Origin of the sequence: Phyllobacterium sp. CL33Tsu (genome assembly GCF_900113985.1) — a bacterium.
GTDB lineage: Bacteria > Pseudomonadota > Alphaproteobacteria > Rhizobiales > Rhizobiaceae > Phyllobacterium > Phyllobacterium pellucidum.
In genome coordinates this window covers 598,693-615,656 of sequence record NZ_FORJ01000002.1, presented here as the reverse complement: position 1 = coordinate 615,656, position 16,964 = coordinate 598,693, and the positions used below count along the sequence as shown (strand labels likewise).

16 protein-coding genes are annotated in these 16,964 nt (G+C 58.0%); 12 read left to right on the top strand and 4 right to left on the bottom strand.

From position 1 onward, the window contains the following. Window positions 1-122: 122 nt before the first annotated feature. Window positions 123-314 (top strand): hypothetical protein, encoded by a 192-nt coding sequence (locus BM074_RS12590; RefSeq protein ID WP_091922371.1) that lies wholly within the window; start codon window positions 123-125, stop codon window positions 312-314. Between the two features lie 51 nt (window positions 315-365). Here the strand turns inward: BM074_RS12590 and BM074_RS12585 are convergent, their stop codons facing one another. From BM074_RS12585 to BM074_RS12570, 4 genes are all read right to left on the bottom strand, one after another. After that, window positions 366-1,619, bottom strand: coding sequence for a sensor domain-containing diguanylate cyclase (locus tag BM074_RS12585; protein ID WP_091922369.1), 1,254 nt, complete (start codon window positions 1,617-1,619; stop codon window positions 366-368). A gap of 520 nt (window positions 1,620-2,139) precedes the next feature. Then, the gene (locus BM074_RS12580) at window positions 2,140-2,841 is read right to left on the bottom strand and encodes an SDR family NAD(P)-dependent oxidoreductase (protein ID WP_091922367.1); all 702 of its coding nucleotides are present in this window, start codon (window positions 2,839-2,841) and stop codon (window positions 2,140-2,142) included. Between the two features lie 40 nt (window positions 2,842-2,881). After that, the gene (locus tag BM074_RS12575) at window positions 2,882-3,397 is read right to left on the bottom strand and encodes a DUF3833 family protein (protein ID WP_091922366.1); all 516 of its coding nucleotides are present in this window, start codon (window positions 3,395-3,397) and stop codon (window positions 2,882-2,884) included. After that, window positions 3,394-4,161 (bottom strand): MFS transporter, encoded by a 768-nt coding sequence (locus tag BM074_RS12570; RefSeq protein WP_280139079.1) that lies wholly within the window; start codon window positions 4,159-4,161, stop codon window positions 3,394-3,396. Before BM074_RS12570 ends, BM074_RS12575 begins: the two co-directional genes overlap by 4 nt. A 985-nt stretch (window positions 4,162-5,146) precedes the next feature. On the opposite strand from BM074_RS12570, the gene BM074_RS23485 reads away from it, so the two are divergent. From BM074_RS23485 to BM074_RS12505, 11 genes are all read left to right on the top strand, one after another. Then, window positions 5,147-5,638 carry an SDR family NAD(P)-dependent oxidoreductase gene (locus BM074_RS23485; RefSeq protein WP_348271659.1) on the top strand — a complete coding sequence of 164 codons (492 nt, stop codon included), beginning with the start codon at window positions 5,147-5,149 and terminating at the stop codon, window positions 5,636-5,638. Between the two features lie 189 nt (window positions 5,639-5,827). After that, window positions 5,828-8,698: an ATP-binding protein gene (locus BM074_RS12555; protein WP_091922361.1), complete on the top strand. Its 2,871-nt coding sequence runs from the start codon at window positions 5,828-5,830 to the stop codon at window positions 8,696-8,698. Between the two features lie 148 nt (window positions 8,699-8,846). Continuing rightward, window positions 8,847-9,827 carry a zinc-dependent alcohol dehydrogenase family protein gene (locus BM074_RS12550; RefSeq protein WP_091922359.1) on the top strand — a complete coding sequence of 327 codons (981 nt, stop codon included), beginning with the start codon at window positions 8,847-8,849 and terminating at the stop codon, window positions 9,825-9,827. Between the two features lie 35 nt (window positions 9,828-9,862). Further along, on the top strand, window positions 9,863-10,162 hold the full coding sequence (locus BM074_RS12545; protein WP_091922358.1) for a tautomerase family protein: 300 nt from the start codon (window positions 9,863-9,865) through the stop codon (window positions 10,160-10,162). A gap of 94 nt (window positions 10,163-10,256) precedes the next feature. Continuing rightward, on the top strand, window positions 10,257-11,243 hold the full coding sequence (locus tag BM074_RS12540; RefSeq protein ID WP_244532825.1) for an alpha/beta fold hydrolase: 987 nt from the start codon (window positions 10,257-10,259) through the stop codon (window positions 11,241-11,243). A gap of 92 nt (window positions 11,244-11,335) precedes the next feature. Next, window positions 11,336-12,301 (top strand): MBL fold metallo-hydrolase, encoded by a 966-nt coding sequence (locus BM074_RS12535; RefSeq protein ID WP_091922354.1) that lies wholly within the window; start codon window positions 11,336-11,338, stop codon window positions 12,299-12,301. A 129-nt stretch (window positions 12,302-12,430) separates the two neighbouring features. Further along, window positions 12,431-12,868 (top strand): DsrE family protein, encoded by a 438-nt coding sequence (locus BM074_RS12530; protein ID WP_091922353.1) that lies wholly within the window; start codon window positions 12,431-12,433, stop codon window positions 12,866-12,868. A gap of 110 nt (window positions 12,869-12,978) precedes the next feature. After that, window positions 12,979-13,824 carry an SDR family NAD(P)-dependent oxidoreductase gene (locus BM074_RS12525; RefSeq protein WP_091922456.1) on the top strand — a complete coding sequence of 282 codons (846 nt, stop codon included), beginning with the start codon at window positions 12,979-12,981 and terminating at the stop codon, window positions 13,822-13,824. Window positions 13,825-14,174: 350 nt separating this feature from the next. Beyond that, window positions 14,175-14,627 (top strand): nuclear transport factor 2 family protein, encoded by a 453-nt coding sequence (locus tag BM074_RS12515; protein ID WP_091922350.1) that lies wholly within the window; start codon window positions 14,175-14,177, stop codon window positions 14,625-14,627. Next, window positions 14,624-15,709, top strand: a complete 1,086-nt coding sequence (locus BM074_RS12510; protein WP_091922348.1) for a Gfo/Idh/MocA family protein — start codon at window positions 14,624-14,626, stop codon at window positions 15,707-15,709. Before BM074_RS12515 ends, BM074_RS12510 begins: the two co-directional genes overlap by 4 nt. Further along, window positions 15,702-16,724, top strand: coding sequence for a quinone oxidoreductase family protein (locus BM074_RS12505; protein WP_091922346.1), 1,023 nt, complete (start codon window positions 15,702-15,704; stop codon window positions 16,722-16,724). Before BM074_RS12510 ends, BM074_RS12505 begins: the two co-directional genes overlap by 8 nt. Window positions 16,725-16,964 lie beyond the last annotated feature (240 nt).

Genomic DNA, 16,964 nt, shown 5'->3' with positions numbered 1-16,964 from the left:
GCGCATGCGAATCGATTTGCCAGATCAGTCGGTTGATGCTTGGCCGAAACTATCTCGGGCGGCTCCGCCGGCTACGAGCCCTCAATCGGGCTTTGCCGGCAGGGTGGCGGTTGGAGGTTTGGTTGAAGAGCTTTGGGGTACCCTTCGACATCAAAGGCGAGAGCCGTTTGCGTGCCACCAAGACTGCTGTCAATGGCGCAATGTTCATCGATAAAGGCAACTGCGAACCTTTCAAACGGGTCATCGAGAGCGCGGCCGACATGGGTGGGCAGCCGGTGGCAATTACCAAGAGCGTCCGGCACGGCGCTGTTTAGATTCCATATATAGCCCATCTGCGTAGCAGAAATCGATGGCATTCTTCCTTTTCAGCAAAACTCCACCTCAACGTTTCGGCTGTCTTGTGAGATAATGCGACATGAGGTTTTCAGGCCGTCGGCGCCGATTACAAGGGTGAATTCGTTGGGCAACGTTCGAGTGTCCGTTACGACGAGCCCTGCACCCTTTTGACCGAGCGACTTCACCGTGCAATCGACGACCGAGCCATAGTGATTATATAGGATCGCACCGGCCTTGAGCACGGCGGCGCGCGCGAAGCCCGCGCCATCTGCATCTCCGTCCCAAAGGACGCATCGGTTGCGACCTTCATTCTTAGCGTTGTAGAGCGCGGCGTCAGCCGATGCCAGTAGTGCGTCGATCGTGTTTATAGCACCCCGGCATGATGCAACGCCAAAGCTCGCGGTGACCTGCACCTTCGATCCGCCCAGTGAATACTCCATCCCTGCAATTGCTGTGCGCAGTCTTTCCGCAACCGAGAGAGCGCCCTTGGCGTCGACATAGGGAAGAAGGATTGCGAACTCCTCGCCGCCTAATCGCCCGAAAATATCGCTGTCGCGCAAATTCTGCAGAACCGTGTCGGCGGCGGCTATCAGCACGCCGTCACCTGCAGCGTGACCATAGGTGTCGTTAATTGATTTGAATCGATCGAGATCAAAAACCAGGCAGGTCAAGTCATGGCCGTGGCGCAACGCCAGCGAAATTGCCTGGTTGCAGGCTTCTTTGTAGGCGCGGCGGGTGAGGGCTCCGGTAAGCGCGTCAGTTGCCGCGAGCCTCGACAGCTCGAACCGGTCCATGACGACATCGGCTAAATCGGTAAGGATCGACGACTCGGTTTCGCCGAATTTTCGGGATTGGGTACCGATTGCACAAACGGTACCGATAATGTGACCGTCTCGCGTGCGCAGCGGGGCGCCGGCATAAAAACGGATGTTCGGCGGACCAATTACATTGGGATGCTCTCGAAAACGGCTGTCTTGGAGCGTATCCGGTACAATAATAAGTTCCCCGCTCTCCAAGGTAAACTTGCAGAACGTCTCGCTCCGCGCAATTTCGGAGGATTCGAGGCCAACACGGGATTTGTACCACTGGCGGTGCGCATCTATTACCGAAACGAGTCCAATATCTACAGCGAAAATCTTCTGCACAAGGCGAACAATGCGATCTATCGATTCATCCCGTGGAGAATCGAGGATGTCGAGCCGATCAAGGGCGGCAAGGCGGTAACTCTCGCGCTTGTGGAAGTCGAACTCGGATTTGCCTGTTACGCACAGTTTGGATGACATACCAACTCGGCTTGCTTTGTTAAAATTCACTTTAGTCCACGCAAGGTCGGCGCGTTGTACTGATACTTACAAAGCTCACTAGGATGCGCAAGGAATCAAACGATTCTACTCAGCTTGACCAGTGCAGCTTCGTAAAACAAGGGCTTGTTCTGTGGCCTCATAGCTAGACGCAAGCGGCAAAATGACACTTGTGATGTGATCTGGCAGGTGACGGAATTGAAATGCGCACCACACTTTGATCAAGCCAATTGAATGTATCGTCGCCTTTGATAGTCACACGGTGGATTCCCGACTCTTCAGACTTCAACACGCGGAACGGAATATCGATTAAGTTATCGAGCGCCCATAAATCGGACGGACTCCCGATTTGAGTCCTCCTTTCGAGCGCGCATGTAACTAGCCATGGCTCCGGAATCGTCATCGTAGAGCAGCGAGCGCACTCCAGCACGCGAGCATCCGATGGCTTCCTTTGTCTCGTCGGACAACTGCTGTGGCAGTAGCCCGCGATCATCTCGCGGAACTACCATTCGATTGGGCAGCCATTATAGTCAATGAACGTCCCGGTGCGATCGGCGGTCAATTGGTCGATGACGTTTAGCAGGGACGCCGCGGCGACTGCCGGATCTGATCTCGGATGATTGGCCGCAAACGGCCGGCTTAGTTTCGTATCAACGGTTCCAGGGTGCAGCGCCACACACAGACATTGTGGATGGGTTCTCGCAAACTCGATAGACGCTGTCTTGACGATTTGGTTGAGCGCCGCCTTCGATGCGCGGTATGATAGCCAACCACCGAGGCGATTATCCCCGATCGATCCCACCCGCGCCGACAATAGGGCAATAATCGCCTTCGATTTCTTGGAAACGAGCGGCGAAAAATGCTTGAGAATTAGCGCCGGTCCCACCGCATTTATGCGCAACAACTCCATCATGTGCTCGCCGTCTAAAGCTGCCAATGACTTTTCGGGAATGGCATCCCCAATTCGGAGAATTCCCGTGGCGACGATCAACACATCGATAGTCTCCACTCGTTGTCTAAGGTCATCCGCAATCTCAACGATGGAGTTTTCGTCACCCAGTTCGAAGTGTGGAAAGGTGGTCCGGTCAACACCTTGAACGACGTTCGCACGGGTGTCTGAAACCAAGGCGTGGCGCAACGCCTGACCGATCCCCCCGGATGAGCCGACGACGACCGCGTTATAATTTTCTCGAAGGCTATTCATTGATGTCGCCGGCAATTGGAAGACAAAGAACGCGCGGGCCTCACTTGCGAAATTCGACGTGGGTTCGCGCCACTGGAAACCCGTACTTGCTCACCCACGCATCGTTGATCAACAACCCATTGCTCTGCAACGTCATCCTGTCATGAAACCGGACGCGATTTTTACGGGTGTTGCCGTCAAGATAGACGTCATAGCTGAAGCGCGCCGTGTCACCGTTCACCCTTACAAAAGCACGCCCGACCACGTCTTCGCGGGTGCCGAGGTATGTCGTGAGGCTTGTCTTGACGAATATCCAGGTCTTGCGGTCCTTCTGACCATCCGCATAGGTGAAATCCTCTCGGAGAAGCAGACGCTTGCCGTTCCACCGGCCGGTCAGCCGAACTTTGAAGCTTTTTTTCACGCCGTTGATGGCACTGAATTGTCCCTCCGCGCGAGTATGCCCGGCGAAGTACTTCTCCAGCACAAGGTCGTTTGCCGAAGCGGCGGTGAAAAGGCTGCTGGCAATGAAGGCAATGGCAATCGTCAAACACTGGCGCAAGGTTTTCTCCTTCGTCATTCGGATACGTCTGGATACGCAAAGCGCTCGGTTTTGGATGACGCGCGCGATTTCTGGGATCGTTCAATGTTCTGGCGCAGCTTGTGCTGGGCTGCCTCGTCAAGCGGGAAGTTCCACATGATGCCGATCGCTGCCAGTTTGAAGGCGATCGGTAGCCAAGCATAGAGCGTGCTCAACACATGAAGAGCCAATGCGCCGGATTGGCCCTGAGCCTGTGTATTAAAACCGGACAACTGCAGGATCGGAAACACCAGCCCGACCGCAAGAGCCAGTGAAAACTTGGTGGCCAGACTCCAGGCCGCGAAATATATCCCCGTTCTTTGACTGCCGGAGGTGGCTGTATCGATGTCAACGACGTCCGCCTGGATCGAAGCGGGCAGGGCGAGGTCAAATCCGAGAAGCAGTCCGGTGAAGCCGCAGATCGCGGCAAAGGGGCCGACATCACCCCGGTCAAGAAAGCCGCTGAAGGCAAACACCAGACATGCGACGCCCATGGCATAACACCATGCCCTATGTTTGCCGACGATCCTTGCCGCCCATGCGGCAAGCGGGACGCCCACAATCCCGCAGATAAAATACAGAAAAAGCAACGGACCGCGCATACTCGGTGCGTCCAGGCGGTCCGATACGAAATAGAGAAACAGAGTGGCGGGAATGGCGTTGGCAAGACCATTGAGCACGAACGCCAGCAGGAGGCGCAGAAACGCACGGTTGCCGAGTAGCGCTTGCACGCCTTGCATCAAGGTGACGCTTCTCGTGGACACGGCTGAAGTCTACTGTCGGCCCCATTACGGACATAGGAAGTTCGATTGCGGATTCGCGTCTTCCTTGTAGGCATTCATCAGTGTCCGCTTCGCGCCCCTTTACCGGACAGATCGGCAAAACGTGCTGTGGCTGGAAGCAGACATCCCCGGACATGGCAGAGTCGTGATCGCGCCGACAGCAAACAGTTCATCGAGAAGAATTGGCCGCCGGGCCGGAACTTTGGCACGGTCGGCTGCATGCCGAAAGCCGCGATCGCGGTGCGGACGCGCGGTCGCACCTGGTCCGACTCAAGAGGAACCAACCCATCTTTCCCCGGCTCTCCTCCGACGACGGCACATCAGACAGTTATGGCGAAATTGGTGCATTTGGAAAATTGGTGCAGGATACATTTGGAAACGCCACCGTGTCCCATCACGCTTGATCGACTTAGATAGAGATCACCAAAGCGCGAGGAACCGGCTATTGAATAGTTGCGCCAACGTTAGAACTCCTATGCGAGAAGCCCAACCGCCGGTCCGCACCCGATTTGGCTCCTCAGTGACCGCGGCGGAAATCGCTCGTGGTGTGGACCTGACCGGAAAATTTGCCATCGTTACGGGTGGCGCTTCCGGTCTAGGATTGGAGACTGTCAAGGCACTCGCAGCATGTGGCGCGACGATCTGCGTGCCCGCGATAGACCCGGTTGAGGCACGAGTGGCATTGGACGGTGTTGGACAAATAGACGTTTGGCCGCTCAACCTTATCGATCAGGTGTCCGTCCATCAGAAACTTCGCCGCCGCATTTCTCGCACGGCGAAGCCGACTTGATCTTTTGGTTCTTAACGCGGGTGTGATAGCGAGGCCGCTGTTCCTCGATCAAAACGGTTACGAGGGCCACTTCTCCGTGAATTATCTGGGCACTTTCAGCTGGCAGCATTATTATAGCCAGCGTTGCTGGCGGCAGATAAGGCCCGAGTGGTTGTGCTATCGTCCCGAGGCCATCAGATGTGTGATGTCGATCTCGACGACCTAGATTTTACTCGCCGCCCGTATGACAGATGGAAGGCCTACGACCAGTCGAAAACGGCATGCGCGCTGCTTGCGGTATCCCTTGATAAGTGCGGCCGCCATCATGGCATACGCTCCTTCGCGGTGCATCCCGGAATGATAATAACGCCGGGCATTCGCCACATTACCTGGTCCGAACTCGACTCCTTCGGTGCCGTCGCGGCAGACGGCTCCCCCGTAGTCGATCCGGTCCGGGATATGAAAGCCTCGGAGCAAGGTGCGGCGACGACAGTGTGGTGCGCAACCTCGCCAGCGCTGGACTCAATGGGCGGCGTCTACTGCGAAAACTGTGATGTCGCACCCGCGGAGCAGGATGGCCCCTGCGGTGTGCGTCCGTACGCGGTCGACCCGCAGAGGGCGGAACTGTCATGGCAGGCGAGCGACCGGTCACGACATCGCAAGGACTTGATACTGCGCTTGATCGTTTGAGCGCCTTCCGGCAAGGACGAGTCGACACGTAAGATTTGGCAAGAATGGATGGAAGTTCGTCCTTTTCCTGTCATATTATGATCGAGACACGGGTTAGTCATTCGCTTTCAGTATTATGACCAGGCATCGTCACCTGCACAGCAACATCTCTTCTGAGGGCTGAAAAAGCGCCGATTAGTAAAGGATAGAATGCAAGGGCAGTCGCCTCTGGATGCAGCGCTTGCGGCTGATGAAGCGACCGCATTCGGTGCATTCGTGCTCTATGCCGGGCGGCATCTATTGCTCAAGGACGGCGAGCCCGTCACGATCGGCTCTCGGGCGCTCGAGATTCTCATCACGTTGACCGAGCGATCGGGCAAGCTAGCAACGAAGGATGAACTGACCGCGAGAGCCTGGCCCAATACTACAGTTGAGGAATCGAATCTAAGAGCTCAGATCGCATTGCTTCGAAGGGTGCTCGGCGACGATCAAGCCGCTCCCCGGTACATCGCGGCCGTCCCCTCAAGGGGCTACCGTTTTGTTGGTCCTCTCACCCGTTACCGCGTCGAAAACGAACCGAAGACGACAACTGCGCCGAATAACCTTCCACGACAGCTTATCCAAGCCGTCGGACGTGACGAAGCGATCCAGATCGTCGAAGGTCGGTTTAAACGGTCACGGGTGGTGACGATCGTTGGACCAGGCGGCATTGGAAAAACGACCGTCGGCCTTCGAGTGGCGGAACAGTTGTGGTCATCGCATAAGCATGGCCTTTGCTTCGTTGACTTGGCACCGATCACGAATCCTCAGCTCGTCCCTTCAATCGTAGCTTCACAGCTTCGCCTCCCGGAGACATCCGGTGACCCGACCGCGACCCTTATTGGGTATCTTCGCGAAAAACACATGTTGCTCGTGTTCGACAGTTGTGAACTAGTTCTTGAAGCGGCTGCCCGCCTCGCGGAGACTCTGCTCCGCCAAGCGCCGGAGGTTAGCATTCTGGCGACCAGCCGCGAGGCGCTGCGGGCAGAAGGCGAAAGCGTCTACAGGCTCCCGCCTCTCGACCTGCCACCGTCGGCGGCAGGTCTGACTGCCGCTGAGGCGTTGCAGTTCCCGGCAATTCGCCTGTTCGTAGAGAGGGCAACGTCGTTCGCGAGCGGGTATTCTTTCGACGACGACGAAGCACCCGTCGTCACGCACATATGCCGCCAGCTCGACGGGATCGCTCTCGCCATCGAGCTAGCGGCGGCACGAGTGGAAGCATTCGGCACGCGTGGGATAGCGGAACTTCTGAACGATCGACTGCGATTGCTGACAGGTGGACGGCGCACCGCACTGCCCCGCCATCAAACCTTGGCGGCCATGATCGACTGGAGTTATGGGGCGCTATCTGACGGTGAGCGTAAAGTCCTGCGCAGACTAGCGGTGTTTGCTGGCGATTTCGGACTGGACGCCGCTGTCGCCATTGCAACCGACCCGACCGCCCCGGATGGCGATGTACCGGGTCATCTAGCTGACCTCGTCGCCAAATCCCTGGTGTCGGTAGACGCCCAAGGCAAGGCCGCACGATACCGTCTGCTCGACACCACTCGGGCGTTCATTTTAGACAAAGTTCGGGATGAAGGGGAACTCGACGCCATCATGCGTCAACTCGCGGCCTATCTGTGCCAAGTCCTACGGCATTCGCAGAAGGAAGTCGAAACCTTGTCGAGCGAAGATTGGCTGTCGCGATATGGGATCCACATTAACAACGTGCGCTTCGCTTTGGACTGGGCCTACTCGGATCACGGCGACGCGGAAGTAGGCCTCGGGCTCACCGTCGCCGCTATTCCGATATGGTACCAGCTTTCCCTAGTCGACGAATGCCTGACCAGCGTCCAACGAGCGCTGCGGGGTATCTCCCCTGGTGAGCGAAGAGACCAAAACGCTCGTCAGATCATGCAGCTCTACAGAGCGCTCGGACTTTCAAAAGCTTTCAAGATCGGGTTTGCGCCCCAGGCTACGGCCGCGTTCGCCAAGGCGTTGGAGATATCGGAAGAGCTCGGCGACGTGGACGCTCAGGCGGAAGCTCTCTGGGGGTTATGGGTCGCACAGGTGGGAATGGGTGAATATAGGGCGTCGCTGAAAAGCGCCAAACGTTTCGCGGCGGTCGCAGAAAGTATACTCGATCGTTTTATTAGCGACCGCATGCTCAGCATGACACTCTTCTGCATGGGGGACTTCAAGGGCGCACGCCGTCACGCTGATCTGATGTTGACCCACGATACCTCGGCTGAAATCGCCTCCGCAAGCTCTGTCCGTTTCAGGTTTGGCCAGTCAGTTTCAGCACGAATCCAGCCAGCTCAACTCCTGTGGATGCAAGGCTTTCCGGATCAGGCGATCAAGGCGGTCGATACCGCCGTCGAGGCGGCGCGGGGCTCGGGCCACGCAATCTCATTGTGTGAGACCTTGGCGCGCTGGTCCTGTCCTGTCCTGGTTCACGTAGGAGACTTCACGGCGGCGGATATTGCGATCACCGAGCTGCTCGACCTGGCGACTGCGAATGCGCTCGGCCCATGGGAGGTGTTCGGCCGATGTTGGAAGGCAGCGCTTCTGATCGAGCGAGGGCTTCATGACCGAGGCGTTTCGCTCCTCCGGAACGGGTTGGCTGAACTGCGCCAGGTAAAACTGTTCAATCTCTATAATGTGCGATTTCTCGGCTATTTAGCCGAGGGATTGTCCTCGCTGGGACAACACACTGAAGCTCGCTCGTTGGTAGAGGCAGCGATCAGCGGCAGCGAGGAGAAGGAGGAGCTGTGGTGCATCGCCGAACTCCACCGTCTGAAGGGGGATGTCCTGTGGCGAGGTGGCGAAGACCTCGACAGCGTGGAACGATGCTATCGCCGTTCGGTCGAGGTGGCAAGGCGGCAGGACGCCCTATCTTGGGAGCTCCGAACGACCACCGGTTTGGCCCGTGTGGTGCGTGACCGGGGGGACATCGCTAGGGGGAGTGCCATGTTGGCCTCCGTGTATAATCGGTTCACCGAGGGATTCGACACGGCCGACATGGTGGCGGCCAAGGTGCTGTTGGCCGAGATGTCCTAACCTACTGACCTCTCAGTATTTGTCCTGTCACGGGAATTCACCACGATTCACTGGCTTGAGAGCTAGGTGTTCTGCCATCTTCTGGCCGTCGTCGAATAGTCGTCGACACCACATCAAGGGCACGCAGATGAAGACCACCGCCGCCACTATGGACGCGCTCGTCCTGAACGAAACGAATACGGACCTTGTCCGTACAACCGCAGTCCGCCCAGAGCCCGCATCAGGCGAGGTTCTTCTGCGAGTCAAGGCGAGCGGCGTCAATCCGCTCGATCTCAAGATCAAGAGCGGCCAGGCTCCTCACGCGCGACATCCCTTACCCGCCATCCTTGGGATGGATGTTGCCGGAGTCGTCGAAGCCGTCGGTCCCGGCGTGACCGCGTTTAAGCCGCAGGACGAGGTCTTCGGCATGACGGGTGGCGTCGGCGGTCTGCAAGGTTCGCTAGCGACCTATGTTGCCGCCGACGTGGAGTTGCTTGCTCCAAAGCCCTCAAACCTGACCATGCGCGAAGCCGCCGCGTTGCCGTTGATCTTCATCACGGCTTGGGAAGGCCTTGTTGATCGCGCGCAGGTCCAGGCGCGTCAGAAGGTACTGGTACTCGGTGCCGGGGGTGTCGGACACGTCGCGATCCAGATTGCTCGGGCTTTCGGTGCCGAGGTTTTCGCAGTGGACAAGGCCTCGAAGCAAAGCCAGATCGAGGAGCTCTGCGCAACGGCTATCGACCGCCATCAGACGACCGTCGAGGAGTATGTGAAAGACCATACGGGCGGCCGGGGCTTCGACATTGTGTACGACACTGTGGGCGGGGCCGGGATCGACGCCGCTTTCAACGCGGTGGCGCGCTTCGGCCATGTTGTCAGCTGCCTCGGATGGGGCACTCATTCGCTTGGACCGCTTTCGTTTCGAGCCGCAAGCTACTCGGGTGTTTTCACGCTCCTGCCGATCCTGACTGGGGAAGGCCGGGCCCATCACGGGCATATCCTGCGAGAGGCGAAGCGGCTCGCGGAAGCGGGAAAGATTACCCCTCTCGTTGATCCGCGCCGCTTCAGTTTCGAGACTGTTGCGGAAGCATATGCCAAAATCGAGAATCGGACAGCCAAGGGCAAGATCATAATCGACGTCGCCGACTAGGGCACCTTCAACACACTAATCAAAGGAAAGATGTCATGCCATTCGTCAATGTGAAACTGGTCGACGGCGTCTTCACGCCGGAAGAGAAACACGCTTTGGCCAAGGCTTTGACCGATGTCATGGTCAAGTTCGAAGGTTCGGAGGCGTTTCGCGAGGTGGTGTGGGTTCTCATCGAAGAACTGCACACCGACGGCTGGCACATCGGCGGCAGGCCGTTCGAAGGGCCCAAGTCTTTGATGACGACGCTCTCGAAATCCAAGGATGTCGTCGAAATCATCGACGGCACGCCCAAGACCCGGAAGGAGTGGGCAGCAGCAGCGCCAGTTCTGGGCTGACCAATTCGCAATCTCGGCACGGCCAAAAGCGAAGGCGCCGGACCGCCAACAGAGCTGCCGGTTAAACCGTGTCCGCTCCTCAGAGGGAACAGGCATGAACACGAATACGAGCATAACAATACCCACTGCGACGAGACGGGATGTCCTGATCGGGACCGGAGCCGCCTTCCTCGCCACGACGTTGCCGCTAAGGGCCTTTGCCGCCACGGCATCGTCGAACTTAAACAGAGCAACCATTGAAGACGGGAGTGAGACCATGAGCAGCATAAGAACGAAAGACGGCGCGCAGATTTTCTACAAGGACTGGGGCTCGGGGCAGCCGATCATGTTCCACCATGGTTGGCCGCTCAGTGCCGATGACTGGGACAACCAGATGCTGTTTTTCCTCGCGAAAGGTTTCCGCGTCATCGCGCACGACCGAAGGGGCCATGGCCGCTCCAGTCAGACCTCCGACGGCAACGACATGGATACGTACGCGGCCGACGTCGCTGCTCTCGCCGAGGCTCTCGACCTCCGCGATGTCGTTCACATCGGTCATTCGACCGGCGGCGGAGAGGTCACAAGGTACGTCGCCAAACATGGCAAGGGCCGGGTCGCGAAAGCGGTCCTCATTTCCGCGATCCCTCCAGTCATGGTCAAGTCCGCCGATAATCCGGGCGGTCTTCCGATAGAAGTCTTCGACGGCTACCGCGCGGCTTTGGCTGCGAACAGGGCACAGCTCTACCTCGATATTGCGAGCGGGCCGTTCTACGGCTTTAACCGCCCTGGCGCGACCATCGCCGAAGGCACGATCCGCAACTGGTGGCGTCAAGGTATGATGGGCGGCGCAAACGCGCATTACGAGTGCATTAAGGTCTTCTCCGAAACCGATTTTACGGAAGACCTGAAAGCCATTACTGTCCCGGTCCTGGTGATGCACGGCAGCGACGACCAGGTCGTCCCTATAGCCGACTCCGCGGAACTTTCCGTGAAGTTGCTCAAGAACGGGAAACTCAAGGTCTATGAGGGCTACCCGCACGGGATGTTCACGACGCATTCCGACGTGATCAATGCGGACCTGCTCGCCTTTATAAAGGCTTAACCACTCGGCAGACTGCAAAGCCTGCCTCGACCTCTCCATCTCCAGCTAGAAAGCCGCCGGCTCTCCTGAAACCGGCTGCGGAAAGGTATGTCATGAAGTCCGAACACATGCTCTCGAGGCGTGGATTTTGCCTTTGTTGCGTCGGCTTGGCGGGCTTTGCCACCAAAGGGGGATGGTTGAGCCCCCGCGAAGCCTACGCCGAGGCGCGGGGTCTGGTGAGCCTCATAAAAGATAGCGCGGCAAAGTCTGTCATCACCACGCACAAGCTGAGGCACGGTATTACCATCCTGGAAGGCTCTGGCGGCAACGTCGCGGCACTTGGTGGGAAGGACGGTCTCGTCATGGTAGATGCTGGCATCAGTGTCTCCCGCAAGCAAATGACGAAGGCGCTCGCCGAAATCTCGCCTGAACCTGTAACCCACTTAGTCAATACCCACTGGCATTTCGACCACGCGGACGGGAACCCCTGGATCGGCTCCGGCGGAGCCAAGATCATCGCGCACGAGAACACGCGTAAACACCTCTCTCAGGTCCAGCGGGTCGAAGACTGGGACTACAATTTCCTCCCGCTGGAGCCACGAGGCGTCCCCAAGCACGTCTTCGCCAAGGAGCTTTCGCTCAAGCTCAACGGGGAGTCAGTCTCCCTAAAATATTATGGTCCGGCGCATACCGACGGCGACATTTCGGTTATGTTTGGCGAGGCCGATGTACTACATGTCGGCGACACCTACTGGAACGGCATATATCCCTTCATCGATCATTCGACTGGCGGCAGCATCGACGGGATGATCGCGGCGTCCGAGGCGAACCTGGCCGCCTCGACGAACAAGACCATCATAATTCCGGGACATGGAAATCCCGTGAGCAATCGCACCGAGTTGCAGGATTTCCGCGACATGCTGGTGGCAATCCGGGAGAATGTCGCCGCGCTAAAACGCGCGGGACGGTCGAAGGACGAGGCTGTTGCAGCCGAGCCCACGGCAGCGTTTGACGACAAATGGGGCAATTTTGTCATTGATCCGGGCTTCTTCACGCGGCTTGTTTACGAGAGCGTCTAGCGCCCAAAAGGCGACCACCGCTCTGTTCTTACTGGCGCGCATCTCCTCCCGACTCCCACGCGCCACCGGGACGCCCCACGGGGCGTCCCGGCATCCCCGACCATAATAAAAGCCAAGTAGGAGACGACGATGTCTGAATCCAAGAGCAATCTGTTCATCGATATCCCGGTCGAACTGCAACAGGTCAAGTCGGTGCACAGCATCGGCTCCCTTCAATTCGAAGGCGACCTGCCCGCAGCACTGTTCCACCTTCAACTGATCACCGCCGACATCGCGAATTGGAATGCGCAATCCGATGTGATCGTGGTCTTTCACACTAATGCGGGTCATGTCACCCTCAACGACGCAGCCTACAACGCTTCGCGTAATATCGCCACTGGAAACCCCTACAAGAAGCTAGTCGCCGACCTCATCGACTTAGGAGTCAAGGTCGAACTCTGCGGGGCCACAGCGAAGGTAAACGGCTGGGGAAACGCCGATCTGCTGCCCCTCATCAAGATCAATCTGGACGCCATGGCTCGTACGATACAGCTCGTGCAGCATGGCTTCGTCAAGATCACGGAGTGACCTCCGGTTACACCCATGTGGCCAAGGAGGCCGTCATGCTTCAATTGCCATTCGGATTCCATTCCACTGCTTCTGAGGTTCTGAAAGGAGTGGATCTTCGCGGGAAGACAATAATCGTGACCGGTGGCGCAAGCGGCATTGGTATCGAGACAACCTCTGCGCTCGCTGCCGCAGGGGCGGCCGTCATCATCGCCGCCCGCCGAACGCAAGCTGCCGAGCAAGTCGCAGCAGACCTTCGGATCAGGAGTGTCAATCCCAGCATTCAGGTCAGGCAGCTCGACCTGGCCGACGTCAATTCCGTAAGCCGTTTCGTAGACGAATGGGAAGGCCCGATCCACGCGCTCGTCAACAATGCGGGCATTATGGCGTTGCCGGACCTGCGACGCTCTTCACAAGGATGGGAGATGCAGTTCGCGACCAATTTCCTGGGGCATTTTGCTTTGACCCTTGGCCTCCGCCGATTCCTCGCCATGGCCAATGGCGCGCGCGTCGTGTCCGTAAGTTCGAGCGGAAGCCTGTTCGGCCCAGTGTTCTGGGACGATCCGCACTTCCACTTCATCCCTTACGATCCCCTTCTGGCATATGCACAGTCGAAGACCGCGTGCACCCTTTTGGCGGTGGGTATCAAGGATCGATGGGGCGATGACGGGATCGCGTCGAATGCGCTCAACCCGGGAGCGATAGCCACCAATCTGCAGCGTCACACCGGAGGACTCCGAACGCCCGAGCACCTTCGCAAGACTCCCGAGGAGGGTGCAGCCACATCGGTGCTTCTCGCGGCCTCGCCGTTGGTCGAGGGGACCAATGGAAGGTACTTCGAGAACTGCGTCGAGGCTCCAGTTGTATCGAGCCGCCCCCAATCGAGACTTGAGGGGGCGCCCTCATACGCGCTCGATAGCGCCAACGCGCACCGCCTCTGGGAAATGGCCGTCGGACTGTTGGGGGGGGCCAAATGATGAACGCGATTCAGCAAGTGGGTTTCATCGGCCTTGGCGACCAAGGCGCTCCGATGGCGAGGGCGATCACCAGATGCATATGGCCCCGACGTCCAGAATCTTACAGATCGCTGTCAGGTGTCCGACACCTCGCTGCCGGCTCCCGCCAGTTTGCCACACTTTGCAACAACGCTTTGACCGTTCCCAAACTGCGCAACGTCGAAGTCTTTGCCATGACGGACAATGTCGGGACCAACCTCCGGGCGGCTTAAGGCTCGTGACCATTGACCGAATCGACAAGATTCCAGGACTTATCGATCTCAATCGTCCTTGATGAACATCTCATGTAGGCATCCGAAAGGAGAATTTAAATGCAGAACAATACACAGTTATTCGACGAGATTGCCGTGTGGAAAGCCAGGTACTGCCGATACGTCGATACCAAGCGCTGGGACGAATTCCGGAAGCTCTTCTCGGACGCACCGGACATCCGCTTCGTGGACACCGAAGGGCAGACGACGCACGCCTTCACGTCGGTAGATGAGTTCGTGACGAAGAGCGCCCGTTATCTTGAAGGTGCACGGACGATCCATCAGGTCCACAATGCTGAGATGGAGAGGGTTTCCGATAACAAGGTGGCCGCGATCTGGTCGATGGAAGACTATCTCGTTTTTCCGCCCACCGACGACATACGTCCTTCCAGTATGCACGGTTACGGGCACTACTACGAAACTTGGGTGTTCGAGGACGGGCGATGGCGAATCGCCAAACTTGAACTCCATCGAACCATTCTTGAAATTACGCCGAAGGAGCTGGTTCAATGACCCATCCACCGATCAGAGTCGGCATGATCGGCGTTCACCCCGACCGGGGATGGGCATCGACCGCTCATCTGCCCGCACTGCGGGAACTACCACAGTACCGCCTTTCTGCGCTGAGCCATAGCCGAATTGAAACCGCCAGGGCGTCTGCCGAGAAATTTGGCTTTGACCACACGGTCTCATCGACGGAAGAGCTTGTACAACATCCTGAAGTGGACCTCGTAGTGGTCACCGTCAGGGTTCCGGAACATCTTCAACTCGTGACCGCCGCGCTTGAGGCAGGGAAGTCGGTGTTCTCCGAATGGCCGCTCGGCGTAAATCTCGAGGAAGCTCAGAAAATGGATGCGCTCGCCGCGCAAAAAGGCGTCTCGGCGATGATCGGCCTTCAAACCCGCGCGAACCCGACCCTCCGGCACATGCGAAATTTGATCAAGCAGGGTTATCTCGGCGAGGTGCTTTCGGCGTCGGTCATCGGCTCGGGAATCACTTGGGGGGAGGAGATGGAGGAGGCATTCCGATACACCCTGGACCGGTCCAAAGGCGCGAGCATGCTCCATGTGCCGTTCGCCCACACTATCGACGCCGTGTTGTTCGCGCTCGACGAGGACTTCCTCAGCGTGTCGGGGGCGTTGGTCAGTCGCCGCCCGACTATCAGAATGATTGAGAGCAAGGAAGTCGTCCCGCTCGACGTCGCGGATCAAATAGCCTTCACTGGCAAGCTAACCTCCGGCGGCTTGGTGACGAGCCATTTCCGCGGTGGGCTGTCGCGTGGGACCAATTTCCACGTGGAGATCAATGGCAGCAGAGGCGACTTGTTGCTCACAAGTCCCTTTGGCTACGTGGGCCTGGGAGGGTTCAAGCTCATGGGAGCGCAGTCGGACGAGACGCTTCACCCGATCGTCGTGCCTGACGACTTCGGTCCTGAAGACAACGTACTCACGGGCAACGTGAGGAGGCTTTACGAACTCTTCGCTTCAGACATGACATCGGGCACGCGGCACGGTCCAACGTTCCAAGATGCGGTCAAACTACACCGCCTGATCAACGCGATCGAGAAGAGCGGCGGAGTGGCGCAGGATGTCTAAGACCATGCGAGCGCTGGTGATGTTCGCCCCCGGCGGGCCTGAAGTCTTGCAGGTCCGAGAAATAGCCAGACCGAAGATCGAGCGACCATCCGATGTCCTCGTCAGGGTCATGGCCGCCGGGGTAAACCCGGCGGATTGGCAAAACAGGAAGAGCGGACAGCGCCCTGACCCGTCTGCCGGGACAGGATCCCCCACGATCCTCGGCATCGATGGCGTGGGCGTGATCGAGGAGACTGGCGATGCGGTTGACGGGATCACAGTCGGAGACGAAGTCTGGTACATAGACGGTGGGTATCCAGGCAATCCCGGCAGCTACGCTGAATACAAGGTAGTCCACGGAGATTATGTCTCTAGAAAGCCGGCGAGCATGGACTTTGTGCAGGCCGCGGCACTGCCCGTCGTCGGCCTGACCGCGTGGGAAGCCGTTTTTGACAAAGGGAACGTCAAGTCTGGCGATCACGTTCTTGTGCACGGTGGGGCAGGTGGCCTCGGCCACATCGCTATTCAGTATCTTGCAAATATCGGTGCCCGGATAGCCACCACGGTGTCGAATGACGTAAAAGCGGAGTTCGTTCTGGGGCTAGGTGTCGAAATAGCGATCCGCTATCGGAGCGAGGACGTGAACGAGAAGCTGAGGTCTTGGAGTGGCAAGGATGGCGCTCCCGTTGTGTTCGACTTCGTCGGGCATGAGAACTTCGCTCGAAGCTTCGAACACGTTACGCCTTACGGCAGGCTGGTGAACACTGTCGTCTCTGACTGGCCCGGCGGCGGCAACGCACTAGCGGAATGGAAAAACCTCGACGTCTCGTTCGTCAACATCGGACTGCCACAGATAACCCGAGATCATAGACACAGGCTCAGGCAGGTCACGGTACTCGACGCCATCGCCAACCTAGTCGACACGGGCAAATTGCGTGCCCACATCGACCGCGTCGTCTCCTTCGACCGCGTCGGTGAGGCGCACCAAGCGTTAGAGGCAGGCGAGACTATCGGGCGGGTGGTTCTAAGAATCTAAACTTCATTCCGAAGAGGTTTAAGCCCGAATGGTCGCGTGCCGTATCGAGGGCATTTGGCTTCGACGCTGTTGGTTATCTCCTACTTTCATCCAAGATCAGGAACGAGCCCCCGGCGAACACCTGGAGGAACCGCACGAAAGCCTAGCGTTCCTACCGGGCCCTGAAGTTGCGGAACCTGATTTCGACAGCCGCTCACGAGCACCTCCTCGTAGTGCAACTGCCCGCTGCCCAGCCACGCA